The sequence below is a fragment of the Streptomyces herbicida genome (assembly GCF_032656585.1).
In the GTDB taxonomy this organism is placed as follows: Bacteria; Actinomycetota; Actinomycetes; order Streptomycetales; family Streptomycetaceae; genus Streptomyces; species Streptomyces herbicida.
Genome location: NZ_JAUYWJ010000035.1, coordinates 53,114 through 79,625, shown reverse-complemented (window position 1 = coordinate 79,625; position 26,512 = coordinate 53,114). Strand labels below are relative to the sequence as shown.

Annotated in this window: 24 protein-coding genes; 11 read left to right on the top strand and 13 right to left on the bottom strand. The window is 70.8% G+C overall.

Annotated features, from left to right (window positions below):
* The first annotated feature begins 120 nt into the window (after window positions 1–120).
* Window positions 121–888 carry an ABC transporter permease gene (locus Q8A52_RS44465; protein WP_316763370.1) on the top strand — a complete coding sequence of 256 codons (768 nt, stop codon included), beginning with the start codon at window positions 121–123 and terminating at the stop codon, window positions 886–888.
* Window positions 889–1,023: 135 nt separating this feature from the next.
* On the opposite strand, the gene Q8A52_RS44460 is transcribed toward Q8A52_RS44465, so the two are convergent.
* Window positions 1,024–2,436 (bottom strand): glutamate decarboxylase, encoded by a 1,413-nt coding sequence (locus Q8A52_RS44460; RefSeq protein WP_316763368.1) that lies wholly within the window; start codon window positions 2,434–2,436, stop codon window positions 1,024–1,026.
* A gap of 59 nt (window positions 2,437–2,495) precedes the next feature.
* Window positions 2,496–3,782, bottom strand: a complete 1,287-nt coding sequence (locus Q8A52_RS44455; protein ID WP_316763366.1) for an ion channel protein — start codon at window positions 3,780–3,782, stop codon at window positions 2,496–2,498.
* 132 nt (window positions 3,783–3,914) lie between these two features.
* Between Q8A52_RS44455 and Q8A52_RS44450 the strand changes: the two genes are divergently transcribed.
* Window positions 3,915–4,676 carry a MerR family transcriptional regulator gene (locus Q8A52_RS44450; RefSeq protein WP_316763365.1) on the top strand — a complete coding sequence of 254 codons (762 nt, stop codon included), beginning with the start codon at window positions 3,915–3,917 and terminating at the stop codon, window positions 4,674–4,676.
* 18 nt (window positions 4,677–4,694) lie between these two features.
* On the opposite strand, the gene Q8A52_RS44445 is transcribed toward Q8A52_RS44450, so the two are convergent.
* A complete protein-coding gene (locus Q8A52_RS44445; RefSeq protein ID WP_316763362.1) occupies window positions 4,695–5,060 on the bottom strand; it encodes a YbjQ family protein in 366 nt (121 codons plus the stop codon).
* A 146-nt stretch (window positions 5,061–5,206) separates the two neighbouring features.
* On the opposite strand from Q8A52_RS44445, the gene Q8A52_RS44440 reads away from it, so the two are divergent.
* Window positions 5,207–6,157, top strand: coding sequence for a DedA family protein (locus Q8A52_RS44440; protein ID WP_316763360.1), 951 nt, complete (start codon window positions 5,207–5,209; stop codon window positions 6,155–6,157).
* 22 nt (window positions 6,158–6,179) lie between these two features.
* On the opposite strand, the gene Q8A52_RS44435 is transcribed toward Q8A52_RS44440, so the two are convergent.
* Window positions 6,180–7,841, bottom strand: coding sequence for a threonine/serine exporter family protein (locus Q8A52_RS44435; protein ID WP_316763357.1), 1,662 nt, complete (start codon window positions 7,839–7,841; stop codon window positions 6,180–6,182).
* A 104-nt stretch (window positions 7,842–7,945) separates the two neighbouring features.
* Window positions 7,946–8,437 carry an inorganic diphosphatase gene (locus tag Q8A52_RS44430; protein WP_046730908.1) on the bottom strand — a complete coding sequence of 164 codons (492 nt, stop codon included), beginning with the start codon at window positions 8,435–8,437 and terminating at the stop codon, window positions 7,946–7,948.
* Window positions 8,438–8,522: 85 nt separating this feature from the next.
* Here Q8A52_RS44430 and dacB point away from each other — a divergent pair, with 85 nt between their 5' ends.
* From dacB to folE, 6 genes are all read left to right on the top strand, one after another.
* Complete coding sequence (gene dacB, locus Q8A52_RS44425) at window positions 8,523–10,106, top strand: D-alanyl-D-alanine carboxypeptidase/D-alanyl-D-alanine endopeptidase (RefSeq protein ID WP_408649360.1); 1,584 nt, start codon at window positions 8,523–8,525, stop codon at window positions 10,104–10,106.
* Window positions 10,107–10,706: 600 nt separating this feature from the next.
* Complete coding sequence (locus Q8A52_RS44420) at window positions 10,707–11,831, top strand: zinc-dependent metalloprotease (RefSeq protein ID WP_316763349.1); 1,125 nt, start codon at window positions 10,707–10,709, stop codon at window positions 11,829–11,831.
* Window positions 11,832–12,023: 192 nt separating this feature from the next.
* Entirely contained in the window at window positions 12,024–13,058 is a 1,035-nt protein-coding gene (gene tilS / locus Q8A52_RS44415; protein WP_316763347.1) for a tRNA lysidine(34) synthetase TilS, read from the top strand.
* Window positions 13,059–13,135: 77 nt separating this feature from the next.
* Window positions 13,136–13,696 (top strand): hypoxanthine phosphoribosyltransferase, encoded by a 561-nt coding sequence (gene hpt, locus Q8A52_RS44410; protein ID WP_015658790.1) that lies wholly within the window; start codon window positions 13,136–13,138, stop codon window positions 13,694–13,696.
* 187 nt (window positions 13,697–13,883) lie between these two features.
* Window positions 13,884–15,923 carry an ATP-dependent zinc metalloprotease FtsH gene (gene ftsH / locus Q8A52_RS44405; protein WP_316763341.1) on the top strand — a complete coding sequence of 680 codons (2,040 nt, stop codon included), beginning with the start codon at window positions 13,884–13,886 and terminating at the stop codon, window positions 15,921–15,923.
* A 131-nt stretch (window positions 15,924–16,054) separates the two neighbouring features.
* Window positions 16,055–16,660 (top strand): GTP cyclohydrolase I FolE, encoded by a 606-nt coding sequence (gene folE, locus Q8A52_RS44400; RefSeq protein WP_316763338.1) that lies wholly within the window; start codon window positions 16,055–16,057, stop codon window positions 16,658–16,660.
* 12 nt (window positions 16,661–16,672) lie between these two features.
* Here the strand turns inward: folE and Q8A52_RS44395 are convergent, their stop codons facing one another.
* From Q8A52_RS44395 to Q8A52_RS44370, 6 genes are all read right to left on the bottom strand, one after another.
* The gene (locus Q8A52_RS44395) at window positions 16,673–17,161 is read right to left on the bottom strand and encodes a DUF3180 domain-containing protein (RefSeq protein ID WP_316763335.1); all 489 of its coding nucleotides are present in this window, start codon (window positions 17,159–17,161) and stop codon (window positions 16,673–16,675) included.
* Between the two features lie 71 nt (window positions 17,162–17,232).
* Window positions 17,233–17,844, bottom strand: coding sequence for a 2-amino-4-hydroxy-6-hydroxymethyldihydropteridine diphosphokinase (gene folK, locus Q8A52_RS44390; protein ID WP_316763332.1), 612 nt, complete (start codon window positions 17,842–17,844; stop codon window positions 17,233–17,235).
* The gene (folB, locus tag Q8A52_RS44385) at window positions 17,841–18,200 is read right to left on the bottom strand and encodes a dihydroneopterin aldolase (RefSeq protein WP_316763329.1); all 360 of its coding nucleotides are present in this window, start codon (window positions 18,198–18,200) and stop codon (window positions 17,841–17,843) included. Before folB ends, folK begins: the two co-directional genes overlap by 4 nt.
* Window positions 18,201–18,448: 248 nt before the next feature.
* Window positions 18,449–18,952, bottom strand: coding sequence for a nuclear transport factor 2 family protein (locus Q8A52_RS44380; protein ID WP_316763327.1), 504 nt, complete (start codon window positions 18,950–18,952; stop codon window positions 18,449–18,451).
* Window positions 18,949–19,860 (bottom strand): dihydropteroate synthase, encoded by a 912-nt coding sequence (folP, locus tag Q8A52_RS44375; protein ID WP_316763325.1) that lies wholly within the window; start codon window positions 19,858–19,860, stop codon window positions 18,949–18,951. The genes Q8A52_RS44380 and folP overlap by 4 nt, the downstream gene beginning before the upstream one ends.
* A 97-nt stretch (window positions 19,861–19,957) precedes the next feature.
* On the bottom strand, window positions 19,958–21,769 hold the full coding sequence (locus Q8A52_RS44370; RefSeq protein ID WP_316763322.1) for a phosphatidylglycerol lysyltransferase domain-containing protein: 1,812 nt from the start codon (window positions 21,767–21,769) through the stop codon (window positions 19,958–19,960).
* Window positions 21,770–21,997: 228 nt separating this feature from the next.
* On the opposite strand from Q8A52_RS44370, the gene Q8A52_RS44365 reads away from it, so the two are divergent.
* Window positions 21,998–23,125 carry an alpha/beta hydrolase gene (locus tag Q8A52_RS44365; protein WP_316763319.1) on the top strand — a complete coding sequence of 376 codons (1,128 nt, stop codon included), beginning with the start codon at window positions 21,998–22,000 and terminating at the stop codon, window positions 23,123–23,125.
* Window positions 23,126–23,257: 132 nt separating this feature from the next.
* Complete coding sequence (locus tag Q8A52_RS44360; RefSeq protein WP_316763315.1) at window positions 23,258–24,598, top strand: hypothetical protein; 1,341 nt, start codon at window positions 23,258–23,260, stop codon at window positions 24,596–24,598.
* Window positions 24,599–24,660: 62 nt separating this feature from the next.
* On the opposite strand, the gene Q8A52_RS44355 is transcribed toward Q8A52_RS44360, so the two are convergent.
* Window positions 24,661–25,992 carry a PH domain-containing protein gene (locus tag Q8A52_RS44355; RefSeq protein WP_316763312.1) on the bottom strand — a complete coding sequence of 444 codons (1,332 nt, stop codon included), beginning with the start codon at window positions 25,990–25,992 and terminating at the stop codon, window positions 24,661–24,663.
* Window positions 25,989–26,492 (bottom strand): PH domain-containing protein, encoded by a 504-nt coding sequence (locus tag Q8A52_RS44350; protein ID WP_316763309.1) that lies wholly within the window; start codon window positions 26,490–26,492, stop codon window positions 25,989–25,991. The genes Q8A52_RS44355 and Q8A52_RS44350 overlap by 4 nt, the downstream gene beginning before the upstream one ends.
* Between the last annotated feature and the right edge of the window lie 20 nt (window positions 26,493–26,512).

Below are 26,512 nucleotides of genomic sequence, written 5' to 3'. Positions count from 1 at the left end.
CCGGCGGGGCTGGCGGAACTCATGCAGGCCGTCAAGCGGCTCGCACCCATGGCCATGCACCCACCGGGACCGAGAGGTCACAACCCTACTCGTGAGGGCTGCAGAAGGGATGGTCCTCTAATGAGCAGCTACGCCCACGCCGTGACCGACTCCTGGACCATGACCCGCCGTGAACTCGCCCACTGGGCACGGCAGCCGGGGCAGGTGCTCGTCGCCGTGGCCTTCCCGGTGATGCTGCTGCTGATGTTCGGTTATCTGATCGGCGGCGGCCGGGGCGTGCCGGGTCACTACGTCGACTACCTGGTCCCCGGCATGCTCGCGCTCACCATGGCCTTCGGCCTGGAGGGCACGATGCTCGCGGTCACCCGGGACCTGGACAAGGGCGTCATCGACCGCTTCCGTTCCCTGCCCATGGCCAACGGGGCGGTGCTGGTGGGCCGTTCGGCCGCCGACATGCTCCAGTCGGCGCTCGCGCTCGCGGTGATGACCGGCACGGCGTATGCGCTGGGCTGGCGCGCGCACGGCGGTGCGGGGGCCTTCCTGGGCGCCTTCGGCCTGCTCCTCCTGTTCCGCTTCGCGATGCTGTGGATCGGTATCCACCTGGCCCTGATCGCCGGGAAGCCGGAACTGGTCCAGGCCGTGCAGATCCTGGTCTGGCCGGTCGGCTTCCTCTCCAACGCCTTCGCCACCCCCGGCGCCATGCCCGACTGGCTGGGCACGGCCGTCCAGTGGAACCCGCTGTCCCAGACGGCCACGGCCGTACGGCACCTGCTCGGCACCCCCGGCGCGGAACCGGGGCACACCTGGGCGGCGATCGCCTGGCCACTGGCCCTGCTCGCGGTGTTCTTCCCGTTGGCGGTACGACGGTTCGCACGCCTGAGCCACTAGGCCCTGTCGTCGAACTCCCGTCAGCCCCGCGACGCCATGCACGCCCCCGAGCTCTTCGGGTAGGGGACCCCATGACGCCGCAGGGCTCGTCCTTCGGGCGGACGACGGGAGACGGACGACAGGACCCAGCCGGCGTCAGTGGTGGAAGCCGGTGGCCGCTGTCTTGTCGCGGGTCATGGGATGCGGCTGCCGGCGCAGCTCCGGCAGGAGTCGGCCCAGGTCGTCCAGGAACAGGTCGGCGAGGTCGAGGGAGAAGCCGTTGCGGCACACCACCCGCAGGACGGACAGGTCCTCCCGGTTGGGCGGGAAGGTGTACGCGGGCACCAGCCAGCCGCTCTCGCGCAGCCGCCGGGAGACGTCGAAGACGTCGTAGGACGTCACGTCGGGTGCGGTGGTGAAGGCGAACACCGGCAGCTGGTCGCCCCGGGTCAGCAGCCGGAAGTCGCCGAGCGCCTCGATCTTCTCGGCGAGCCCGCTCGCCACGTCCCGCGTGGTCTGCTGCACGGCCCGGTAGCCGGCCCGGCCCAGCCGCAGGAACGTGTAGTACTGCGCGACCACCTGGGCGCCGGGACGCGAGAAGTTCAGCGCGAAGGTCGGCATGTCGCCGCCCAGGTAGTTGACCCGGAAGACGAGTTCCTCGGGCAGCGCCGTCTTGTCCCGCCACAGCGCCCAGCCGACGCCCGGGTAGACCAGCCCGTACTTGTGCCCCGAGGTGTTGATCGAGGTCACGCGCGGGAGACGGAAGTCCCACACCAGGTCCTCGTCCAGGAAGGGGGCGATCATCCCGCCGGACGCGCCGTCCACATGCACCGGGACATCCAGGCCGGTGCGCTCCTGGAGGGCGTCCAGGGCGGAGCACAGGCCCGCGATCGGCTCGTAGGACCCGTCGAACGTCGAGCCGAGGATGCCGACGACCCCGATGGTGTTCTCGTCGCACAGCTCGGCCGCGGCCTGCGGGTCGAGGTGGTAGCGGTCGCCCTCCATGGGGACCAGGCGGGCCTCCACCTCCCAGAAGTTGCAGAACTTCTCCCAGCAGACCTGGACGTTGACCCCCATGACGAGGTTCGGCCGCACGTCGTGTGCCGGGTAGCGGTCGGCGTTGCGCTGCGCCCAGCGCCGCTTGAGCGCCATTCCGGCGAGCATGCACGCCTCGCTGGAGCCGGTCGTCGAACAGCCCACCGCGGCCGCCGGATCGGGCGCGTTCCACAGGTCGGCGAGCATCGCCACGCAGCGCCGCTCCAGCTCGGCCGTGCGGGGGTACTCGTCCTTGTCGATCATGTTCTTGTCCCGGCACTCCGCCATCAGGATCCCGGCCTGCGGCTCCATCCAGGTGGTGACGAACGTGGCCAGGTTGAGCCGGGAGTTGCCGTCCAGCATCAGCTCGTCGTGCACCAGCTGATACGCCGTGGTCGGCGCCAGGGGGGTGTCCGGGAGCCGGTGCGTCGGCGGGGCCTCGGTCATGCCGACGACCGGATTGGCTTCGCCGTAGAACGGGTTGATGGACACGGTCCGCTGTTCGTGCTTCTCCGGACCCTTGTGCAGTGCCATGGTCGTGTCTCCTAGAGAGGGGAAGGTGAGGAGAGGAGGCGGGTGGAGCGTCCGGCCGGTCAGCGCACCGGCGTCCCGTCCGGCCGCAGCTGCATCTGCGGCCGCCCCGTCACCAGCAGCCAGGCCGGCAACGAGGCGATGCACAGCAGGGAGGTGATCGTCGGCGAGGCGACCAGAACCGCGGCGGTGAACAGGCTCAGCCAGCCCTGCCGGGTGACGGCCAGGAGCATGCCCAGCACGCCCGCCGCCACGCCCACGGCGGGCGAGACCGCGGGCACCAGGGCGTGGGCGCAGAGCCCCATGGCGGTGCCCACGAACACGGAGGGGAAGATCCGGCCGCCGCGGAAGCCACAGGTCGCGGCGACCGTCATGGCGGCCAGCTTCACCACCGTCATCGTGGCGAACTGCCCGGCCGACCAGCCCTCGGGGTTGTGCGCCAGCTCCGTCATCTGGTCCAGGCCCTTGAAGAGCGTCAAGGGGCCGCCGAGGGCCCCCAGGGCCCCCAGGACGAGCCCGCCCACCGGAAGCATCAGCATCGGGTGCCGTAGCCGCTGGAAGGCCGCATGGAGGTACGGGAAGGCACGTACGGCGCACAGGCCGAGCAGCGCCCCGGCCGACGCGACGACGATCGCCGACAGCACGTCGCCCGCGTCGGGCTGGTCGATCGGGGGCAGGTGGAGGTTGAAGGACGCGTGGTGGAGCAGGTCGGTCGTGATGGCACCGGCCGCGCCCGCGGCCAGGGAAGCGAAGAGGTTGTCCCACAACAGCCCCCTGGTCTGCTGTACGGCCAGCGCCTCCGAGATGACCAGGGCCGCCGCCACCGGCGTGCCGAACAGCGCGCCGATCGTCGCCGCCTCCGCCAGCACCCCCCACAGCCCGCCCGGCAGCCGGGGGAGGAACCGGCGGCCCAGCCACACCGCAAGGCCGACGTTCACCGCGATGATCGGGTTCTCCGGGCCGAGGCTCGGGCCGCCCGCGAGCATCAGGGCGGCCGCAAGGAGCAGGCCCGGCAGCGCGTAGGGCGGCAGCGTGGGCGCGTTCAGCCCCACGGTGGCCGGGTCGGGTCCCGCGTGCCCGGGCACCTTCCACACCACCAGCCCGACCGCGATCCCGGTCGCGGTGAGCATGATGAAGATCCACAGCGTGGAGTAGCCGCCGATTCCCAGGGCATTGGGCAGGTTCTGCCACAGCACGCCCATGAGCTGCTCGGCCGCCACGCTCACCCCGACGTAGAGCAGGCTGGAGATCACGCCGATGGCGAGAGCGGGCAGGATCAACGGGAGCAGGGCGCGCGCGGGCGTCGAGGGGACGGTGCTGGGCGCCTGTTGCGCGGAGTCCTGGGCCACGGGGCCACCATAAGCGGATGAAACGGGCGTAACACTCGGAGGGGGGCAGCCGGGGCACGCTCGCGGAACGGGCTTGCACCTCACGTCGCGTGAGGGCCCACCGTGGAGCGCGTACCGAGAGAAGGAGCGGATGTGAGCTACTCCGTGGGACAGGTCGCCGGATTCGCCGGGGTCACGGTGCGCACCCTGCACCACTACGACGAGATCGGCCTGCTCGCCCCGAGCGAGCGCAGCCACGCGGGCCACCGGCGCTACAGCGACGCCGACCTCGACCGGCTCCAGCAGATCCTGTTCTACCGGGAGCTCGGCTTCCCGCTCGAGGAGGTCGCGGTCCTGCTCGACGACCCCGACGCGGACCCGCGCGCACACCTGCGCCGCCAGCACGAGCTGCTGACCGCCCGGATCGAGAAGCTGCAGAAGATGGCCGCGGCCGTGGAGCACGCCATGGAGGCACGCACGATGGGCATCAACCTCACGCCCGAGGAGAAGTTCGAGGTCTTCGGCGACAAGGATCCCGAGCAGTACGCCGAGGAGGTGGAACAGCGCTGGGGCAACACCGCGGAGTACGCCGAGTCACAGCGCCGCACCGCCCGCTACACCAAGGACGACTGGAAGCGCATGCAGGCCGAGGTGGCCTCCTGGGGCGAGCGGTACTGCGCCCTGATGGCCACCGGCGAGCCGCCGACCGGCGAGGCCGCCATGGACCTGGCCGAGGAACACCGCCGGCACATCTGCCGGTGGTTCTACGAGTGCTCGTACGAGCTCCACCAGTGTCTCGGCGGGATGTACGTGTCCGACGAGCGCTTCAAGGCGTACTACGACTCCATGCGGCCGGGCCTCGCCGAGCACCTCAAGGAGGCGATCACGGCGAACGCGGCGCGGTACGCGGCCTGACCCCCTGGCCCGGGTGGCCTACTCCCGGGCCAGGACCACGGCGGTCCCGTAGGCGCACACCTCCGTGCCCACGTCCGCCGCATCGGTCACGTCGAAGCGGAACGCGAGCACCGCGTTGGCGCCACGCGCGCGTGCCTGCTCCACCAGCCGCTCCATGGCCTGGTTGCGGGTCTGCACGAGAGTCTTCGTCAGCCCCTTGAGCTCACCGCCGATCATCGACTTCAGGCCCGCGCCGATCTGGCTGCCGATGTGCCGGGACCGCACGGTCAGCCCGAAGACCTCGCCGATGACCTCCTGCACCCGGTGTCCGGGCACGTCGTTGGTGGTCACCACCAGCACATCGGGCCGGGGCCCCTGGCCGCCGCCGTATTCGTCGATTCCCATGGCTCACAGCTTTGTCCCAGTGCCCGCACAGTGCATCCCGGAGACACCGGTGGAACCTGGGGCGGACACATTGCGTTGATAGCTTTGTACGGCGGCACGAAGCCGCTACGCCGCCGTACCGCCTTCACCCTCAGGAGCCCGGAACCGTGACGACGCTCGCCCTCGGCCCGAGCTGGCTGGACCCCAACTACCTGCTCGACACGTACAGCATCTGGGGCCTGCTCCTGATCGTGTTCGCCGAGTCGGGCCTGCTCATCGGGTTCTTCCTGCCGGGTGACTCGCTGCTGTTCACCTGCGGTCTGCTGATCACCTCCCACCAGCTGGACTTCCCGCTGTGGGCCGCGATCGCCCTCATCTGCGCCGCCGCGATCCTCGGTGACCAGGCGGGCTACATGTTCGGCAAGAAGGTCGGCCCGTCGCTCTTCAACCGCCCGGACTCCCGTCTCTTCAAGCAGGAGAACGTCACCAAGGCGCACGAGTTCTTCGAGAAGTACGGCCCGAAGTCCCTGGTCCTGGCCCGCTTCGTGCCCATCGTGCGGACGTTCACGCCGATCATCGCCGGCGTCAGCGGCATGAAGTACCGCTCGTTCCTGGTCTTCAACGTGATCGGTGGCGTCCTGTGGGGCGCGGGCGTCACCCTGCTCGGCTCGTGGCTCGGCAACATCGACTTCGTCAAGAAGAACATCGAAGCGATCCTCATCCTGATCGTCCTGATCTCGGTGGTCCCGATCGCCATCGAGTTCCTCCGGGCCCGCTCCAAGAACAGGAAGAACCCGCCCGCCGAGGCCCAGGCCGGGCATCAGCCCTTCCAGCAGCAGCCCCAGGCCCCGGTCATGGACGACGCCACGACCCGGCTGCGCCGCGTCGAGCCGACGTACGACCAGCCGCAGCAGCAGCCGTACGGCGCGAACCAGCCTTACGGCTCGAACCAGCCTTACGGCTCGAACCAGGGCTACGACAACCAGGGCTACGACAACCAGGGCTACGGCAGTCAGGAGTACGGCCAGCAGCACCAGGGCTACGACCACCAGTACTACGACCAGCAGCAGTACCCGTACGACTACAACCGGGGGCAGGGCAACCACAGCGCCCAGTGAGCGGCGCGGGGAGGCGCTCGGCTCAGAAACCCCTGGTCCGCTTGGCGGCCCTGCGCTTCCCGGCGGAGCCGACCCGTAGGAACAGCCGCGAGATCTCCGCCCCCAGGTTCACCCCGATGGCGATGGCCATGGCCAGTGACGCGGCCTTGGCCAGCGACACGAGCCCCTTGTCGACCTCGTTCTGGGCCATCGACAGCAGCCCGAAGTAGGTCGCCGAACCCGGCAGCAACGGTCCGATCGCCGCGGTCGTGTAGGGCAGCGCGGACGCGAACCGGTACCGCGACAGCAGCTGCCCGAACAGTCCGACCAGGCCCGCCGCCACGGCCGTGGAGGCCACCGGCGAGATGCCGCCGGCGAAGTGCATCGCGCCGTACACCGACCAGGCGACGCCTCCGTTGAGGGTCACCGCCAGCACGGTGGATCGTTCCTGCTGGAGCAGCACCGCGAAGGTCAGCGACAGCAGCATGGACGCGGCGATCTGCAGCAGCGGCCGCTCGGCGATGTTCAGCGCCGCGTCCGGGTTGAGGGTGCCGCCCACCTTCACGCCGAAGTACAGGATGACCAGCACCCCGATGACGATGCCGACGAAGAAGTACATGACCTCCAGCAGCCGGGCGGCCGCGGTGATGTAGAAGCCGGTCAGACCGTCCTGCACGCCCGCCACCAGCGCCCGCCCCGGCAGCAGCGCGAACAGTCCACCGGTGACGACGGCGGACGCCTTCACGTCGACGTGCGCCAGCGCGAAGGCCACACCGATCATCGCGGGCGGCATCGCGGCCACCGTGAACTGGTAGAACTCCGGCAGCCCGCGTCCCGCGCACAGCCACGCCAGCCGGTCGCCGAGCATCGCGCCCAGCATGGCCGCGACGAACACGATCAGGTCACCGCCGACCAGTACGGAGGCCGCGCCGGCCAGCAGCCCGCTCGCCACGGTCAGCGCCCAGCCGGGGTACGGGTGGCGGTTGCGGCGGATCTCGGCGAGCCGGCGGTAGGCCTCCTCGAGGGAGACATGGGTCTCCGGGTCGGTGAGGTCGTCCACGAGCCGGAAGACGGCCGCCAGACGCGTGTAGTCGGTGCCCCGGCGGCGCACCGTCCGGGACGCCGTCACCGGGTCGTCCACCAGGGACGGCTGGTACGAGATCGACAGCAGCGTGAAGGTGACGGTCGGCTCGCAGCGGTCCAGTGCGTACGCCCGGCAGACGGCGAACATCGCCGCCTCCACGTCCTCGGCGTTCTCGCCGCCCGCCAGCAGCAGCTCGCCGATACGCAGGGTCAGGTCGAGCACGCGCGGGACGGCCGGACCGCCCTCCTCCGCCTTCTGCACCGGCTCCGGCGCCGGGCGCTCCGCCACCGGCATGCGCAGCATCGCGCGCATCCGGTCCTGCCAGGGCGCGTCCTTGGTCAGGCTGACGGCGGGGAGGCCCGTCGCCGGGGTGAAGACGGGCGGGGCCTGTCTGGCGTCGTAGGTGCTCGGCGGACTGAACGCCGAGCCCTCCGGCTCGGCGCCCGGCGGCTGCGGGACATCCAGGCCTTCGGGCAGAACGAACTCCGAGGTCGTCTCGGACTCACCGACGGCCTTGGGGACCTCCAGCCCCTCCGGAACGGCGAACTCGGACGTGATCTCGGGGTCGTAAGCACTCCTCGCCTCGTCCGACTGCGGCTTGCGGTCCTCCGCGTCCGTCACTGAAGCAGCACTCCCTGTACGACACTCCTACAGGCTCAGTATGCGCACAGAGATGCGAACGGGCCGCACGCGTGCGCGTGCGGCCCGTTTACAGCAGTGGGGTCTCAGTGACCGCCCTGCTCCTTGAAGCGCTTGTACGACCGCTCGATCTCCACCTCGGCGTCCGTGCGGCCCACCCAGTTGGCGCCCTCGACCGACTTGCCGGGCTCCAGGTCCTTGTAGACCTCGAAGAAGTGCTGGATCTCCAGACGGTCGAACTCCGACACGTGGTGGATGTCGCGCAGGTGCTCCACACGCGGGTCGGTGGCCGGAACGCACAGCAGCTTGTCGTCGCCGCCCGCCTCGTCCGTCATGCGGAACATGCCGATCGCCCGGCACTTGATCAGGCAGCCCGGGAAGGTCGGCTCGTCCAGGATGACCAGCGCGTCCAGCGGGTCGCCGTCCTCGCCGAGGGTGTTCTCGACGAAGCCGTAGTCGGTCGGGTAGGCGGTCGAGGTGAAGAGACGACGGTCCAGGCGGATCCGACCGGTCTCGTGGTCCACCTCGTACTTGTTCCGCGAACCCTTCGGGATCTCGATCGTGACGTCGAACTCCACCGGTGGCTCCTCCATGATCAGCACATAGTTCTGGTGGTTAAGTGTCCCTCACGCAGGTGTGTGATCGCGAAAGGGGCTGGTCCTTGTGCCAGAACTGAGGCCTTGGCGCGCCGCGAGACCGCATGTGGTGCGGGTCGCGGGTGCCGTACGACCGCGTCTGGCACGGGTCGCGCAGGGCACTCGGGCCGCCGGGCCACGTCTCGTGGCGCTCGTGCGGCCTGCGCGTCCGCGGACCCTGAAGACCTGGCAGTACACCGCGGGCGCCGCCACCGCCGGGCTGGCACTGGCCGTCGGTGTGGTGACCACCGCCGGCCCCTGGGACGCCAACGGTCAGCGTACGGCCGAGCGGGAGCGGGCCGCCGCACAGGAGCGGGCAGGTGGCACAGATCACGGTCGTAACTCCGATACGACGGCCGAAGCACCCCGGCCCGCCCCCAGTGCCGCATCCGTCCTGACCGGCCTGGGCGGCGCCACGGGCACCGTGAACACCAAGAAGGCCCCGCCGTCCGAAAAGCCCCTCGCGGAGGTCCTGGCGCCGCTCCTGGACGTTCCGGAGCTCGGCAGCGCCCACACCGCGGCGGTGGTCGACGTGGCCAGCGGCAAGCGCCTGTACGGCTCCGGCGCCGACCAGGCCCTCACCCCTGCCTCCACCACGAAGATCGCCACCGCCGTCGCCGCCCTCTCCGCGCTCGGCGCCGAGCACCGCTTCACCACCCGGGCCGCCCTTGAGCCGGACACCAAGGAGCTCGTCCTGGTCGGCGGCGGCGACCCGACGCTCACGGCGCACGAGAAGGCGGACGGCTGGGCGAGCCTGCGCACGCTGGCCGCCGACACCGCTGCCGCCCTGGAGAAGCGCGGAGTCCGGAAGATCACCCTGTCCTACGACACCACCCTGTACACGGGCCCCTCGGTCCACCCCATCGGCGTCAACGACAACCTCGCTCCCGTCAGCGCCCTGATGGCCGACGAGGGCCGCACCGACGACTCGGCCAGTGGCCCGGTGACCCGGGTCGCCGACCCGGCGGCGGACGCGGCCCGCAAGTTCGCCGGCTTCCTCGAGGACGCCGGCCTCAAGACGACGGCACCGGGCCCCTCCAAGGCCACCGGGCGCTCCACCACCCTCGCCACGGTCTCCTCGCCCCCGCTCTCCGCCCTGGTCGAACGCATGCTGACCAACAGCGACAACGACATCGCCGAGGCCCTGGCCCGCCAGACGGCCCTCGCGAGCGGCGAACGGGCGAGCTTCGAGGGCGGGGCGGCCGCGATCGGCGCCCGGCTGAAGAAGCTGGGGCTGCCCATGTCCGGCGCCTCGTTCCACGACGGGAGCGGCCTGAACCGTGACGACAGACTGACGGCGGACCTGCTGACGGCCCTCCTCGTCAAGGCGGGCTCGCCGGCCCACCCCGACCTCCGCCCGGTCCTCACGGGCCTCCCGGTGGCGGGCTTCACCGGGACCCTCAGCGCCCGCTACACGGACGGCGCGGCGGGCCTCGTCCGAGCCAAGACGGGCACCCTGACCGGCGTCAACACCCTGGCAGGCACGGTGGTCGACCAGGACGGCCACCTCTTGGCCTTCGCCTTCCTGGCCACGAACACGACGAGCCCTCTGGACGCCCAGGCAGCGCTGGACAAAACGGCTACCGCGTTGGCGGCGTGCGGCTGCGGCTAGGGGGACGCGGGGGCGGGGGGCGGGGCCGGGGGTCGTGTTGCCTCCGGCCACGGCTTGCCGCAGCGCCGCGGTGGCACCGGCTGCCGTCCGCCGATTGCCGCAGTGGCGCGCTCGCGCTCGGTGCCGCTTGCCCCTTGCCGGGGTGGCGCGCCCGCTCACCTGCCGTCCGCTTCTTTCGGCGGTGGCGCCCGCTGTGGCCCACGGCCGGCCGTAACTGCGTGCCGCCGATGCGCGATCGCATCACCTGCTGTCCGCCGCCTGTGGTGGCGTGGTCGCGTCGGCTGTCGGTCGCCGTATGTCGCGGTGGCGTGCCCGCATTGCCTGCCGTCCACCGCCGCGGCGCAGCCGCACCGCCTGCCCCTGCTGCCTGGCAGCGCCCTGTGGCCACCCTTTTCTGCCGTCGCGGCGCGCCCGCACCGACCGTCCCTCACCGCCGTGGTCAGTCGTTGCGCGGGGCGGGACGGGTGGGCGCGGTCGGCCCTTCCGGCGTCGTGCCGAGAGCGGTCCGCCCTGCCGACGCAAGTGCCTCGCGATCAACCCGTACATCGCCGACCCCGTCACAGCCTGCCCCAAGTGGGAACGCTCACGTACGGTTGACGCATGACGAGCATCGGTGGCACGGAGATGGTCGACTGGAATCTCGCGGTGGCGACCGCGACCCGGCTCGTGCGGCCGGGACCCGAGGTGAGCCGTGACGAGGCCAGGGCCGTCGTCGCGGAGCTGCGCCGGCACGCCAAGGCCTCGGAGCAGCACGTGCGGGGCTTCACCCGCATGGGCACCGAGCACACCCACGACACCCCCGTACTCGTCGTCGACCGCCCCGGCTGGGTGCGGGCGAACGTCGCCGGGTTCCGGGAGATCCTCAAGCCGCTGCTCGACAAGATGCAGGAGCGACGCGGCGGCACCCCCGGCGGCGCGGTCCTCGGCGCCGTCGGCGGCAAGGTGACCGGCGTCGAACTCGGCATGCTGCTCTCCTTCCTGTCCTCCCGAGTCCTCGGCCAGTACGAGACCTTCGCCCCGGCCGGCCGAGAGCTCCCGGCGGGCGAGAACGGCGGCGGCCGGCTGCTGCTGGTCGCGCCGAACATCGTCCACGTGGAGCGCGAACTCGACGTACAGCCCCACGACTTCCGCCTGTGGGTGTGCCTGCACGAGGAGACGCACCGCACCCAGTTCACCGCGGTGCCGTGGCTGCGCGATCACCTCGAGGGTGAAATCCAGTCTTTCTTGGCGGAGACCGACGTCGACCCGATGACGGTCCTCGAACGCATCCGAGAGGCCGCCCAGTCGCTTGCCGGCGGCCGCCCCGAGGCCGAGGAGGACGACGGCGGCCGGTCCTTCGTGGAGCTCGTGCAGACCCCGGCCCAGCGCGAGATCCTCGGCCGCCTCACCGCCGTGATGTCCCTCCTGGAGGGCCACGCCGACTTCGTGATGGACGGGGTCGGTCCGGAAGTCGTACCGACCGTCTCGGAGATCCGTGAGAAGTTCCAGCAGCGGCGCGCCAAGGGTGCCTCCCGCCTGGACATGACCCTGCGCAAGCTGCTGGGCCTGGATGCCAAACTCAGGCAGTACCGGGACGGCGAACGCTTCGTACGGGCCGTCGTCGAACAGGTCGGCATGGACGGCTTCAACCGCGTGTGGACTTCCCCGAACACCCTGCCGACCAAGGCGGAGATCGCCAAACCGGCGGACTGGGTCGCACGGGTGCACCGCAGGCCGGAGCCGTGAGGCGCATGGGGCACGTCGTGAACGGAATCCGGCCGACGGCAGGCGAACGCCCCTCCAATCACCCGTCCGAGGGACCGTGAGGGATGGGTAGGCGTGCAATGCTCGGGGAACCGCCCGTTTCTGTCACCATCTACACACTCTGAGTGACCGGCCTCGGGCTCACCCCCGAAAACTTCATGAAGGGAACCGGACATGGGTCCCCATCCTGCGGTCGCGGCGATACGCCTGGCGGTCCGCCGCGTCCTTCACGACATCCTCACCGACAACAGCCCCCGCATCTCCGCCGCCGACTCCCCGGGCGGCGCGTACGAGCGGTCCCCGCTCGTCCTCGTGGCGTGCTCCGGCGGCGCCGACTCCATGGCACTCGCCTCCGCCCTCGCGTTCGAGGCGCCCAAGCTCGGCATCCGCGCCGGCGGCGTCACCGTCGATCACGGTCTCCAGCCAGGCTCCGACCTGCGCGCCGACGAGGTCGTCCTGAGGCTGCGCGAACTCGCCCTCGACCCGGTCGAGTCCATCACCGTGACGGTGGGCCGCGACGGTGGCCCCGAAGCCGCCGCCCGCGACGCCCGCTACGCCGCCCTCGACGCCGCGGCCGAACGCCACGGCGCCGCCGCGATCCTGCTCGGCCACACTCGCGACGACCAGGCCGAAACCGTCCTTCTCGGCCTCGCCCGCGGCTCCGGCATCCGCTCTCTGTCCGGAATGGCCGCGGTCTCGGGGGCCGGCGGCCGTTACCGCCGCCCCTTCCTCCAGCTCGACCGGCAGACCGCCCGCAAGGCCTGCATGGTCCAGTCGCTCCCGGTGTGGGACGACCCGCACAACGCCGACCCGGCCTATACGCGCTCCCGGCTCCGCCACGAGGGCCTGCCGGCCCTGGAGAAGGCCCTCGGCAAGGGCGTCGTCGAAGCCCTCGCCCGCACGGCCCAGCTCTCCCGCGACGACGCCGACGCCCTGGACACCTGGGCCAGCCAGGCCGAGTCCTCGGTCCTCGACGCCACCGGCCTGCTCGAGTGCGCCAAGCTCTATGCCCTGCCGCCCGCCGTCCGCCGCCGCATCCTGCGCCGCGCCGCCATCCGTGCGGGCGCCCCGGCCGGTTCGCTGTTCGCCCGGCACATCGAGGAAGTCGACCGGCTGATCACCGGCTGGCGCGGCCAGGGAGCCATCAATCTCCCGGGCAAAGTCGTCGCCCAGCGCCAGGGTGGCAGACTGGTGATTCGGCAAGGCTGAATCTCTCTCCTGGGGGAGACGCCCGGTCTCCCCTTCGGGAGGGGCCGGCCGGCCGTGAACCGGGACGACCGAAAGTGATGCGGGTGGACGCGAAAGACATGGGTGCCGACCTTCAGCAGGTGCTCATCACCAAGGAAGAGATCGACGCGAAGCTGGCCGAGCTGGCCGCGAAGATCGATGCGGAGTACGCGGGCAAGGACCTGCTGATCGTCGGCGTGCTCAAGGGCGCGGTGATGGTCATGGCGGATCTCGCCCGGGCGCTGTCCACCCCCGTCACCATGGACTGGATGGCCGTGTCCTCGTACGGCGCGGGCACCCAGTCCTCCGGTGTCGTGAGAATCCTCAAGGACCTCGACACCGACATCAAGGGCAAGCACGTCCTGATCGTCGAGGACATCATCGACTCCGGCCTGACCCTGTCCTGGCTGCTGTCCAACCTCGGCTCGCGCGAGCCGGAGTCGCTCAAGGTGTGCACGCTGCTGCGCAAGCCGGACGCGGCCAAGGTGGCCATCGACGTCGAGTGGGTCGGCTTCGACATCCCCAACGAGTTCGTCGTGGGCTACGGCCTCGACTACGCCGAGAAGTACCGGAACCTCCCGTTCGTCGGTACGCTCGCGCCCCACGTCTACGGCGGCTGAGCCCCACTGGGCCCAGCCTCGTAAGACGATCGGGAACCCCAGCGGGTTTCGTGCCGTTGGAGCATGCAGAGACGGGATTGGCAGCAGTCCTGTGCGGCTTCGCGCAACAATGCTGGGGTACCGTCAGAAGAACTGTCTTATCAAACTCACTATGGCAGGAGGGACGGGGCGGCTCCGCTCCGTATGGATGGACGTGAAGCGATACTTCCGTGGGCCGGTCATGTGGATCGTGCTGGCCGTCCTTGCCGTGGTCGTGTTGATGCAGGTCGTCGGCTCGTCCGGCGGCTACAAGACGGTGGACACCGGCCAGGTCGTGGCGGCGATCAACGACAACAAGGTCGAGTCGGCCAAGCTCACCACCGGTGACGAGCAGACCATCAAGGTCACGCTCAAGGACGGCGTGAAGGTCGAGGGCAGCTCGAAGATCCAGGCGAGCTACATCGGCGACCAGGGCGTGGCCATCGCCGGCACGCTGCAAACCAAGTACCAGGACAAGCAGATCCCCGACGGGTACACCGTCTCCCCGACGAAGCAGAACGCCTTCGTCGGAGTGCTGCTCTCCCTGCTCCCCTTCGTCCTCATCGTGGTCGTCTTCCTGTTCCTGATGAACCAGATGCAGGGCGGCGGCTCCCGGGTCATGAACTTCGGCAAGTCCAAGGCGAAGCTCATCACCAAGGACACCCCGAAGACGACCTTCTCGGACGTCGCGGGCTGTGACGAGGCCGTCGAGGAGCTCCAGGAGATCAAGGAGTTCCTGCAGGAGCCGGCGAAGTTCCAGGCCGTCGGTGCCAAGATCCCCAAGGGCGTGCTCCTGTACGGCCGCCCCGGTACCGGCAAGACGCTGCTCGCGCGTGCCGTCGCCGGCGAGGCCGGGGTCCCCTTCTATTCGATCTCCGGTTCCGACTTCGTCGAGATGTTCGTCGGTGTCGGTGCCTCCCGGGTCCGTGACCTGTTCGAGCAGGCCAAGGCGAACGCCCCGGCGATCGTCTTCGTCGACGAGATCGACGCGGTCGGCCGCCACCGCGGCGCCGGCCTCGGCGGTGGTCACGACGAGCGTGAGCAGACCCTGAACCAGCTGCTCGTCGAGATGGACGGCTTCGACGTCAAGGGCGGCGTGATCCTCATCGCCGCGACGAACCGCCCCGACATCCTGGACCCGGCCCTCCTGCGCCCCGGCCGCTTCGACCGCCAGATCGCGGTCGACCCGCCGGACCTGCAGGGCCGTCTGGAGATCCTCAAGGTCCACCAGAAGGGCAAGCCGGTCGCGCCCGACGTCGACCTGGCGGCGGTCGCCCGTCGCACCCCGGGCTTCACCGGTGCGGACCTGAGCAACGTCCTCAACGAGGCCGCGCTGCTCACCGCCCGCAGCGACAGGAAGCTGATCGACAACTCGATGCTGGACGAGGCCATCGACCGCGTCGTGGCGGGCCCGCAGAAGCGGACCCGGATCATGTCGGACAAGGAAAAGAAGATCACCGCGTACCACGAGGGCGGACACGCCCTGGTCGCGGCGGCCTCGCCGAACTCCGACCCGGTCCACAAGATCACGATCCTGTCCCGCGGCCGTGCCCTCGGCTACACGATGGTGCTCCCGGACGAGGACAAGTACTCCACGACGCGCAACGAGATGCTGGACCAGCTGGCGTACATGCTGGGCGGCCGCGCGGCCGAGGAGCTCGTCTTCCACGACCCGACCACGGGTGCCGCGAACGACATCGAGAAAGCCACTGCCACCGCCCGCGCGATGGTCACCCAGTACGGCATGACCGAGCGCCTGGGTGCGATCAAGTTCGGCGGCGACAACACCGAGCCGTTCCTCGGACGTGAGATGGCTCACCAGCGCGACTACTCGGAAGAGGTCGCCGCGCTGGTGGACGAGGAAGTCAAGAAGCTCATCGAGAACGCGCACAACGAGGCCTGGGAGATCCTGGTCGAGAACCGCGACGTCCTCGACAACCTCGTCCTGGCCCTCCTGGAGAAGGAGACGCTCGGCAAGGAGGAGATCGCCGAGATCTTCGCCCCGATCCACAAGCGCCCGCCGCGGCCCGCGTGGACCGGCTCCTCCCGCCGCACGCCGTCCACCCGCCCGCCGGTGCTCTCGCCGAAGGAGCTGGCACTGACCAACGGCGCGAACGGCGCGACGCCGGCGATCAGCACCGCCAAGTCCACGGCGTCGGAGTCCGCCCCGGTGACGGAGCAGGCCCCGGAGGACCGCTCGGAGAGCTGACCGCCCGCTGGTGAGGCCCCATCCGCCGCACCAGACCCGGAATGGATGCCGCGCCCCCCAAGGTTCTAGCCTTGGGGGGCGCGGCATTTGTGCATGCCCATGCGCAGGAGAAACAGGAACGAGGCACCCAGATGACCGACCCCGTGACGCTGGACGGCGAAGGCACGATCGGCGAGTTCGACGAGAAGCGCGCCGAGAACGCCGTACGCGAACTCCTGATCGCGGTCGGCGAGGACCCGGACCGTGAGGGCCTGAGGGAGACGCCGGCGCGGGTGGCGCGGGCCTACAAGGAGATCTTCGCGGGACTGTGGCAGCAGCCCGAGGACGTGCTGACCACGACGTTCGACCTGGGGCACGACGAGATGGTGCTCGTGAAGGACATCGAGGTCTACAGCACGTGCGAGCACCATCTCGTCCCGTTCAGGGGCGTCGCTCACGTCGGCTACATCCCGTCGGTGACGGGCAAGATCACCGGATTGTCCAAGCTGGCGCGGCTCGTGGACGTCTATGCCCGCCGCCCTCAGGTGCAGGAACGACTCACCACGCAGATCGCGGACTCCCTGATGGAGATCCTGGAGCCGCGGGGCGTGATCGTCGTCGTCGAGTGCGAGCACATGTGCATGTCCATGCGGGGCATCCGCAAGCCCGGTGCCAAGACCATAACGTCGGCTGTGCGCGGCCAGCTGCGTGACGCGGCGACGCGGAACGAGGCGATGAGCCTCATCATGGCGCGCTGACGGCGTCGGCGGTCATGCCGCCGGTTCGGCCCCGGTGTGGTTGTGGTCCTCGTCCTCCGGGAGCTTGCAGACGCGCTCCAGGAAGAGAGCCGCCGCTATGACGGCGACGCCGGCCAGGACCGAGAGGGCGGCGTAGATCGCCTGGTCGCGGCGGGCGGGGATGTCGAGGAGCTCCAGCAGGAAGACGCCCGTACCGCCGTACATTCCGGCGACGAGAGCGGCGACCAGGGCGCTGGCCTGACCGAAGACGACCGCGCGGGCGGCCATCAGGGGGTCGACTCCCTTGGCGCCGGGGCGGCGTTCGCGCTGAGCCTTGAGGCGGGCGCGCAGGGAGAGCGCCGTGGAGAGCAGAACCGCGGCGATCAGGGCGAGGACGATGGGGGCGGCCAGCGGGACGCTCGGGAGCGTCCCCACCGAGTTCCACAGGCGGGCGCCCGCCCAGGACAGCACTCCGGCAACGACGAACACGCCGACCAGCACCCTGATGCGCAGCTCTCTCACGGTGTTCCTTCAGCTCCCCCGGAGTATGTGTGGCCGGACCGTGTGGCCGTCTCGGCCCTTGACCTTAACGACTACTCGGGCAGGTGGAGTTCCAGGTCCATGCGGGCCTGTACACCGGCACGGGTGACGGTGCCGAGGAGGCCGGCGACCGGGCCTCGGCCGGGCAGCTGCGCGTCGGGGTCCACGTCGTGCCAGGGGGCCAGCACGAAGGCGCGCTCATGGGCGCGCGGATGGGGGAGGGTGAGATACGGGTCGTCGGAGACGACTTCGGCGTACGCGACGATGTCGACGTCGAGGGTGCGCGGGCCCCAGCGCTGGTCCCGCACGCGGTTGAAGGCCTCCTCGACGGCATGCGCCCGCTCCAGGAGGGAGGACGGGGGGAGGGTGGTCTTCAGGACCACGACCGCGTTGTAGTACGAGGGCTGGCTGCCGGGCTCCACACCCCAGGGCTCCGTCTCGTACACCGGGGAGACGGCCTTGATGCGGACGCCCGGGGTGTCCTCGAGGGCGTCGATGGCGCCCTGGAGGGTCTCCAGGCGGTTGCCGAGGTTGGAGCCGAGGGAGATCACGGCCCGTTTCGGGTTGCTCAAAGTGGTGTCGGCGGCGTCGACCTGTTCGACGACGGAGGCGGGTACCGGCTGTACGGTCGGGTCGCTGGGACCCTGCGTGAAGGATGCGGTCATACTCGGCTCCGGGTGATGGTGACGGTCACGTCGTCGAAGGGGACCGTGATCGGGGCGTCCGGCTTGTGGACGCAGACCTCGACCTCCATGACCCCTTCGTGCTTCAGGCAGGTCTGGGCGATGCGCTCGGCGAGCGTCTCGATCAGATTCACCGGCTCGCCCTCGACCACGGCCACGACCTCTTCGGCCACGATGCCGTAGTGCACGGTCCTCGCGAGGTCGTCGCCGGCCGCTGCCGGCCGGGTGTCCAGACCAAGGACGAGGTCCACGATGAAGGTCTGGCCCTCCTCGCGCTCCTTGGGGAACACACCGTGGTGCCCGCGGGCCTTCAGGCCGCGCAGCGCGACACGATCCACGCGAATCACTCCTGCAATCGTCGGTAACGGCCGGTCCGTGCCGTGTGCGGACGGCACACCGGCCTCAGACGAATCTACCTGCGGGCACTGTCAGAACCGGGTCTCAGGGGCGTGGGCCCCGGCCGGGGCCGAGAGGGTTCATCGCGTGTTTCCCCTGGGGGACCCGGTGGCTCATGGGTTGGTAGCCCCACTTACCCGCGAGTTCGTGATTCCAACCACTTCTTGGTCCCTGTGGGCCGCCTACCCACTCAGGCAGGTGTGTCGTCGTCCTCCGCCTCGTCGTTTTCGGCCAGAACGGGAGAGGCGTGGTGGGACCAGAGCTTCCAGCCGAGGGAGGTGCGGCGGAACACGTTGGTGGCGACGACCAGCTGGCCCACGAGCGGGCCGAGCTCCGCGCCGGGCTCGGGGGCAGGGCCGCCGCTGAGAATGTTCTCGGTGCACGTCACCAGCGCGGTGTCGCCGGTGACGGAGACATGGACGTCGGTGAGGAAGAACTGGATGTAGTCGGTGTTCGCCATGATCAGCGCATACGACCTCAGGACCTCGCCGCGGCCCGTGAGCACGGGCCAGCCCGGGTGCACGCAGGAAACCACGCCCGCGTCCGCCGGGTCGTGGTACTCCTCGTCGACGCCGAGGTCGGACGGGGCGAGCCAGAGCGAGGACAGCTCTTCGAAGTCGCCCCGCTCCATGGCCTCGTAGAAGGCGGTGTTGGCGAGCTCGACCTGCTCGACGTCGGTGTGGGGGGCGCTCACCGGGCTCCTTCTGCGCCCTGTGTACCGCCTACTGCGCGGGTGCCCACGGCGCGTGCGCCCTCCACGGCCCGTGCGACCCGTACCGCGTCAGCCGTGGCGCGCACCTCGTGGACGCGTACCGCCCAGGCCCCGGCCTGCGCCGCGAGTGCGGAGACGGCGGCCGTGGCGGCGTCCCGCTCCCGGGCCGGCGGGGGCGCCCCCTCCGGCCCGGCCAGGACGCGGCCGAGGAACCGTTTGCGGGAGGCGGCGACCAGGAGGGGATATCCCAGAGCGCCCAGGCGGTCGAGGTGCGCGAGCAGAGCGAGGTCGTGCTCGGCCTCCTTGGAGAAACCGAGACCGGGGTCGACGACGATGCGGTCGGGGGCGATGCCGCCGGCCAGGACGGCCGCCACGCGCGTGTGGAGTTCGTCGAGGACTTCGGTGACGACGTCGTCGTACACGCCCTTGACGTTGCCGCCCTCCAGGAAGCCGCGCCAGTGCATCACCACGAAGGGGGCGCCGGAGGCCGCGACGACCGGGATCATCGCGGGGTCGGCGAGACCGCCGCTGACGTCGTTGACCAGGGCGGCACCGGCCGCGAGGGCCTGTTCGGCGACCGAGGCGCGCACGGTGTCGACGGAGACGACGGCGCCCTCGGAGGCGAGACCGCGGACGACCGGGATGACGCGCCGCAGCTCCTCGGCCTCGTCGACGCGGGTGGCGCCGGGGCGGGTGGACTCGCCGCCGACGTCGACCAGGTCCGCGCCCTCGGCGACCAGTTCGAGCCCGTGTTTGACGGCGGCGGTCGTGTCGAACCAGCGGCCGCCGTCGGAGAAGGAGTCGGGGGTGACGTTCACGACCCCCATGACCGCGCAGCGGTCCCATGCCGGAAGGCCCGTCACTCGGCCGCGCCCGCTCTGGTTGCTCATATGTTCAGCGTAGGCCCAGGGCCGCGGCGGCAGGTCCTGCGGCCCGAGCGGAAGCCCTGGGCTGGAAGGGCGGGGGTTCCGCTCGGGCCGGTCCGGGTCAGGCCGCTTTGACATCCCGCTCGGCCAGGCCGTGCGAGCACGGGCGCCGGGTGGGGGTGCGGCGGCGCAGGAAGCGCGGCAGCGGCAGGGCGAGGTCGACGAAGCCCTCGGCCTGCATGGCCGCGAAACCTATGCGGGGCAGGTCGCCGGAGGCCCGGTAGACGACGAAGCGCGGCTCCCAGCGTGGCTGGAACTTGGCGTTGAACTTGTAGAGGGACTCGATCTGGAACCAGCGGGAGAGGAACACCAGCAGCCCGCGCCAGGCACGCAGCACCGGGCCCGCGCCGATCTTCTCGCCGCGTGCCAGCGCCGAGCGGAACATCGCGAAGTTCAGCGAGACACGGGTGATGCCGAACTTCGGGGCCGCCTGGAGCGCGGCCACGATCAGCAGCTCGTTCATACCGGGGTCGGCCGAGCGGTCGCGGCGCATCAGGTCCAGGGACGCGCCGTCGGTGCCCCAGGGCACGAAGTGCAGGATCGCCTTCAGGTCGCCGTACTCGCCGGGCTCGTCGTCCGCCTTGTGGGCGGTGGCGATCAGGCAGTCCCCGTCGGCCGCGTCGCCGATCCGGCCGAGCGCCATGGAGAAGCCGCGCTCGGTGTCCGTGCCGCGCCAGTCCTCCGCGGCGCGCCGGATGCGCTCCAGTTCGGCCTCGCCCAGGTCACGGATGCGCCGTACGCGGGTTTCGTAGCCGGCTCGCTCGATGCGCTTGACCATCTGTCGCACGTTGCGCATCGCGCGTCCGGCGAGTGAGAAATCCGCGACGTCCACCACCGCCTCGTCGCCCAGTTCGAGGGCGTCCAGGCCGGTCTCACGGGTCCACACCTCGCCGCCCGTCTCCGAGCAGCCCATGACGGCGGGCGTCCAGGAGTGGGCCTTGGCCTCGTCCATGAAGCGCTCGATGGCGCCCGGCCAGGCCTCGACGTCGCCGATGGGGTCACCGCTGGCGAGCATCACGCCGGAGACCACGCGGTACGTCACCGCCGCCTTGCCGCTGGGCGAGAACACGACGGCCTTGTCGCGGCGCAGGGCGAAGTGGCCGAGGGAGTCGCGGCGGCCGTGCTTCTCCAGCAGGGCGCGCAGCCGGGACTCGTCGTCCTCGGTCAGTTGTGCGGCCGGGTGTTCGGGCCGGAAGGCCAGGTAGATGGTGGTGATCGCGGTGATCCAGCCGAGGGCGCCCAGCGAGAAGGCAACGGTCCAGGAGGTGTTGCCCTGGTAGTCGACCGGTCCCTCGAAGCCGAAGAGGCCGTAGAGGACGTGCGTCAGGCGGTCGGCCACGCTCGGGTCGCCGATGGTGCGATGGGGGTGGACGCTGACGATGACCAGTCCGAGGACGAGGGAACCGGCGCCCATGAGCACGAAGTTGGCGAGCGCGCGCCACCTGCTGCGCGGGTCCGGCAGGGCCGCGAACTCGCTCCGGTGGCGCAGCAGCGGCAGGAGCAGTGCCACCGAGATCAGCGCCCCGACGATGGAGTGCCGGTACACGAACTGCGCGACCGCACCGGCCGGCAGCAGCACGACCGCGGCCCGCCACGCTCGGCGTTTGCGCCGCTTGAGCCCGTGCGCGAGCAGCAGCAACAGCACGCCGGTGCTGAGCGAGAGCGCCGCGGCGAACGGGCCGAGCGCGCCGGGCAGTACCTCGGCGATGGCGTGCATACGGCTGTGACGGAAGCGCGGGAACACGCCCGCGGCAATGTCCAGGACGCCCACGAGAGCGCACGCCCTGCCGACCAGTGCGGGGACGGCCTCGGAGCGCGGGCCGCGGACTATGCGTCGCATCGCGCTTGATCGGCTCGGAACCCCGTCCGACATTTCCCCATCTATCCTGACAGACATCGCATCCCGTAGTTCTGCGAGAGACCTTGAATCCGGTGCCGATCGGGGCATCCGGCGACATTGCGCCCTCTAGGACGGTGTCTTGGGGAGAGAGGTTCACTCCCCACCGGAAAGCCGGTTAAAAGGCCAAGGAAAGCCCGGGGCAAGCCCTCGCTACGAACGAGTGGGTGAGCCGCCGGCGGAAAGCGCAGGCAGGTTCAGCCCATGGGTCTCACGAGCAACAAGGTGCTGCTGCTGACGGTCGTGCTCGCCGTACTTCTGTTCATCGGCACGGTGTGGCTGTGGCCACGGCTGGCACGGCAGAACTGGCGGTCCGTCAGCGGACGGGTCGGCCTGCTGCTGGCGGTCCAGCTGGCGCTCTTCTCGTCCCTGGGGATCGCCGCCAACCAGGCCTTCGGCTTCTACGCGAGCTGGGCGGACCTGTTCGGCAGGGAGACGGCCCAGGGCGTCGTGGTCGACCACACGGCCAACGGCGCGCCCGGCGGCCCGCTCCAGGTGCTGAGCACGCAACAGGTGCAGGGGGTGAGCGGATCGGGGCCGCAGTCGACCGGACAGATCCAGAAGGTCGACATCGTGGGACGTACGACCCATGTCGCCACACCGGCGTACGTCTATCTGCCGCCGGAGTACTTCCAGCCCCGGTACCGCACGCGCACGTTCCCCGCCGCCGTCATACTCACCGGCTACCCCGGTACGGCGCAGGCGCTGGTGGACAAACTGCACTACCCGCGTACGGCCCAGGAACTGGCCAAGAACGGGCGGATGCAGCCGATGATCCTGGTGATGCTGCGGCCGACGGTGGCGCCGCCGCGGGACACGGAATGCGTGGACATTCCGGGCGGCCCGCAGACCGAGACGTTCTTCGCCAAGGATCTGCCCGAGGCCGTGACGGACCACTACCGGGTGGGCAAAAAACCGGGCAGCTGGGGGATCGTCGGAGACTCCACCGGCGGTTACTGCGCGCTGAAGCTCGCCATGCACCACCCGGCGTCGTACGCGGCCGCCGCGGGTCTGTCGCCCTACTACAAGGCGCCGATCGACCCCACGACCGGTGATCTCTTCCAGGGTGACAAGAATCTGCGCAATCGTGCCGATCTGTGGTGGTGCCTCAAGCATCTGCCCGCCCCGGCCACTTCGCTGCTCGTCACCAGCAGCAGGATCGGTGAGCACAACTACAAGGACACGCTCAAGTTCATCGATCAGGTACAGGCCACGAACCTGACCGGGATCTCGTCGATCATCCTCCCGAGCGGCGGGCACAACTTCAACACCTGGCGGCGCGAGATTCCGGCGACGCTGCAGTGGCTGAGCGGGCGGCTGAGCGACCGCTGAAAGCGATCTTGCCGAATTCGGCGGCCCGCTGATCGGTCGTGTCGTTCCTGATGTCGGGTGAAGGCATCGGTATGGCTGTGTTTTTACGGGGCGGGGCGGCACGATTCGCCTACGCGCGGTAAGTTTCTGGCCATGCCACGTGGACGTCACCGCCATTCCCCGCCTTTGCACCGGCTGTTGCCGCCGTCGGCGATCGCAGGCGTCTCTCTCGTCTGCGCGTTTGGTCCCTGGTTGTTCTCCGATACGGGCGTTTTGCGCGTCGTCGCAGCCGTCGCCGCGGCGACGGCGGTCGTCGGTGCGGCGGTCATGCGCCGCTGGGACGCCCTCGCGGGCAAGCAGGTGGCCGACCTCATGCGCGCGCGGGCAAGTGACGAGTGGCGCTTCGAGGAACGTGTCGCCGAGCTGGAGACCGACCTGGAGGAGTCGCGCGAGCTGCGCACCAAGCTGGAGCAGCGGCTGCGCGCGAAGCGGACCGAGCTGGCCGGGCTGCGCAACGAGCACGCCGCGCTGCTGCGGCGGTACGCCACGGCGGAGACCGAGCGGGCGAGCGCCCTGGAGGGGCGCCGGCTGCTGGAGATAGAGACGACCGCGCCCTCCCGTGCGCTGCTGCCCGCGCCTTCGCCGGCGCCGGAGGCCGAGCGGGAGACCGAAGCCGCTGAGGCGGCTGAGGCCGCCGAGGGCGCCGGGGCGGCCGAGGACGAGAAGTCGACGGTTCCCGGGGCGTTCTCGCCCGAGGGTTCCCGGCTGTTCCTGCGGGCCCAGGCGGCACTGTCCCGGTTCGACGAGGGCGAGGAGCCGGCCGAGGCCGGATCCGCCGCCAAAGGGGACGGCGTCGCGGACGAGGTGAAGGAGCCGTCCGCGGAAGCGCCGTCCGCGGAGGCGCCGTCCACCGCAGCGACGACGACCGCAGCGACGACGACCGAAGCGACGGCCGGTGACGGCGCCGGGGCGGAATCCGTCCGGGAGACGGTCCGGGAGGCCGCCCAGGAGGACGAGGCACAGGGGCAGCCCGAGGCGGCCGACGGGCACGAGCACGCGGCCGCCGCCACCACGACGGTGCCGGCCGAGACCGGCAAGAACGTGCAGCAGCCCGCCGGGCACTTCACGGTGCCGACCGCGGTGGCCGTGCTGCCGGCCGCGCCCATGCCGCGTCCGCTGGTCACGGGCGGGTTCGACTTCTTCGGTACGCAGAAGGAGTCCGCCGAGCTGGCTGCCGTGCAGAACGAGGACCTCGCCGACGTGGTGGGCCAGGAGGCGCTCGCCCTCCACAAGGCCGAGTCCGAGGCCGCGTTCAAGCCCGCCGACGAGGGGTCGCGCGCCGTCGGCCAGGTCATCGACCTGACGGCCCACGACGAGACGGAACAGATCGACAGGCCCACCCGGCCCCCCGCGGCTCCCTGCGCCGCGCGCACACACGGCCGACACCGGGAGACCGGTGTCGGCCGTGTGTGCGCTCGGCTCGGTGTCGGGTGACCGGTTCGGGGCTTGCGCTTCGGCCCGGTTGAAGGCATTCGCCGGGGCCGTCGGCGGGTTGCTCAGGTCATCCATCTGTCCGGGCGGGCGTCCCGGCGGCCCGTTCGGGATCTCTCTGCCTGGCTCTGGAGCAGGACTGCCGCTTGCCGGGCATCCCTCAGGCGGGCTGTCACCGTCTTGTTGGCTCCCGTGTCCACGTGGACGTCGGCAAGCCGCCAGAGGCGTTCCCAGGGGCCCTGGGTGAGCCGTACGCTCTGGACCTTGGCGTGCGGGACCAGGGACAGGCGCCGACGGAGCAGGCCGTGCCGTGCGGCGAAGACGGCGTCCGTGACCGTGATGCCGTAACCGCGCCACCACAGGGGCACGCACCGTCCGGCCCGCCCCGGTGGCCGGACGAGGGAGCGGAGCGGTGGCACCGTCACCCCGGGCAGCACGCGCGCGACGACCGACTCGGCCACCGCGCGCGGGGCGACCGGCACGAGGACGGAGTTCGAGGACCCGGCCACGTCCAGTTCCACCCGCACCCAGCCGCGCCGCCGCCACAGCAGCGGCTCGACGATCCGTACGGTCTGCACCCGCCCCGGCGGCACCGTCTCGTGCGTGCGGTCGAGCAGCCCGTGGTCGATGCGCAGCCCGTCCGGGGACTCGCCCACCGTCCAGTCGAACTCGGCGACGAACCGTCCTACGCTGCTCGCGCCCGCCGCGCCGAGCAGCGGCAGGCCGGTGGCGAGGACCGTCACCACGCTGTGGGTGGCCAGCCACAGCACAGGCGGTACGACGAGCGCCGCGGCCAGGGAGCCCCAGGTCGCGCCCGTCAGCACCAGCGAGATCGCGAGCTCTCGCGCGGGCAGCCGCATCAGCTCGCGCGTCGGCGCCTCGCCGACCTCGTGCGCCGTCTCGGGCGCGAAACCGGCCGCACGCGCGAGCAGCTCCGCGCGCAGCGCGCGGGCCTCGTCCTCGCCCAGAAAGGCCAGTTCGTCCTTCTTGTCCGCCCCGACGACGTCGATCCTGAGCTTCGCCACACCCGCCACGCGCGCGAGGAGCGGCTGAGTCACGTCGACGGCCTGGATCCGCTCCAGCCGGATGTGTGCGGTGCGCCGGAACAACAGGCCGGTACGGATGCGCAGTTCGTTGTCGGTCACCGAGAAGTGGGTGAACCACCAGGACATGAAGCCGTAGAGGGCGGCCACCGGGACCAGAACGGCGAGCCCGGCCAGCAGCATGGTCGTGGTCAGCCTCGTCAGCTGCTCCTGGGCCTGGTTCGGGTCGTGCACCGCCCACCCGGCTGTCACGGCGACCGGCGCCCACGCGCGCCGGAACGGCGTCACGGGGTGCAGCCGCCGCTCGGTCACTGCCGGCCCCTGTCGTACCTCGTCGAGACCGGGCGTCGTCACAGGCCCGCCGATCGGGCCTCGCCCAGCTCGGTGAGCCGGTCGCGCAGCCGCTCCGCCTCGGCCGGGTCGAGGCCGGGGATCGTCGCGTCGGTGGCCGCGGCCGCGGTGTGCAGCTGCACGGAGGCCAGCCCGAAGTGCCGCTCGACGGGGCCGGATCTCACCTCCACGAGCTGCATCCGCCCGTACGGCACGACGGTCTCCTCGCGCCACAGCACTCCGCGGCTGATCAGCAGGTCGTCGGCACGCTCGGCGTAGCGCCAGGAGCGCCAGTTGCGACCGAGGAGCACCCAGCCCCACACCAGCAGGGCCAGCGGCAGCAGCGCGAACCCGGCCCACCCCGGCCCCGCGAGCACGCCGAGCAGCAGCCCGACGACCAGGGCCGTCGGCCCCAGCCACACCGCCAGCAGCAGTCGCCGCATGCGCAGCAGGCCCGGCGGCAGCCCGGTCCAGACCGGCTCCGCCCCCGTCGCCTCGGCATTTTCCGGGCTCCCCGTCTCCATGTGGCAAGCCTACGTAGGGG

What these genes read in the sequence shown, in the direction of transcription:
- Q8A52_RS44465 (WP_316763370.1), top strand. Translation starts at nt 121, where the DNA reads ATGAGCAGCTACGCCCACGCCGTGACCGACTCCTGGACCATGACCCGC.
- Q8A52_RS44460 (WP_316763368.1), bottom strand. Translation starts at nt 2,436, where the DNA reads ATGGCACTGCACAAGGGTCCGGAGAAGCACGAACAGCGGACCGTGTCC.
- Q8A52_RS44445 (WP_316763362.1), bottom strand. Translation starts at nt 5,060, where the DNA reads ATGGGAATCGACGAATACGGCGGCGGCCAGGGGCCCCGGCCCGATGTG.
- Q8A52_RS44420 (WP_316763349.1), top strand. Translation starts at nt 10,707, where the DNA reads ATGACGAGCATCGGTGGCACGGAGATGGTCGACTGGAATCTCGCGGTG.
- tilS (WP_316763347.1), top strand. Translation starts at nt 12,024, where the DNA reads ATGGGTCCCCATCCTGCGGTCGCGGCGATACGCCTGGCGGTCCGCCGC.
- hpt (WP_015658790.1), top strand. Translation starts at nt 13,136, where the DNA reads ATGCGGGTGGACGCGAAAGACATGGGTGCCGACCTTCAGCAGGTGCTC.
- ftsH (WP_316763341.1), top strand. Translation starts at nt 13,884, where the DNA reads ATGGACGTGAAGCGATACTTCCGTGGGCCGGTCATGTGGATCGTGCTG.
- folE (WP_316763338.1), top strand. Translation starts at nt 16,055, where the DNA reads ATGACCGACCCCGTGACGCTGGACGGCGAAGGCACGATCGGCGAGTTC.
- folK (WP_316763332.1), bottom strand. Translation starts at nt 17,844, where the DNA reads ATGACCGCATCCTTCACGCAGGGTCCCAGCGACCCGACCGTACAGCCG.
- folP (WP_316763325.1), bottom strand. Translation starts at nt 19,860, where the DNA reads ATGAGCAACCAGAGCGGGCGCGGCCGAGTGACGGGCCTTCCGGCATGG.
- Q8A52_RS44370 (WP_316763322.1), bottom strand. Translation starts at nt 21,769, where the DNA reads ATGTCGGACGGGGTTCCGAGCCGATCAAGCGCGATGCGACGCATAGTC.
- Q8A52_RS44365 (WP_316763319.1), top strand. Translation starts at nt 21,998, where the DNA reads ATGGGTCTCACGAGCAACAAGGTGCTGCTGCTGACGGTCGTGCTCGCC.
- Q8A52_RS44360 (WP_316763315.1), top strand. Translation starts at nt 23,258, where the DNA reads ATGCCACGTGGACGTCACCGCCATTCCCCGCCTTTGCACCGGCTGTTG.
- Q8A52_RS44350 (WP_316763309.1), bottom strand. Translation starts at nt 26,492, where the DNA reads ATGGAGACGGGGAGCCCGGAAAATGCCGAGGCGACGGGGGCGGAGCCG.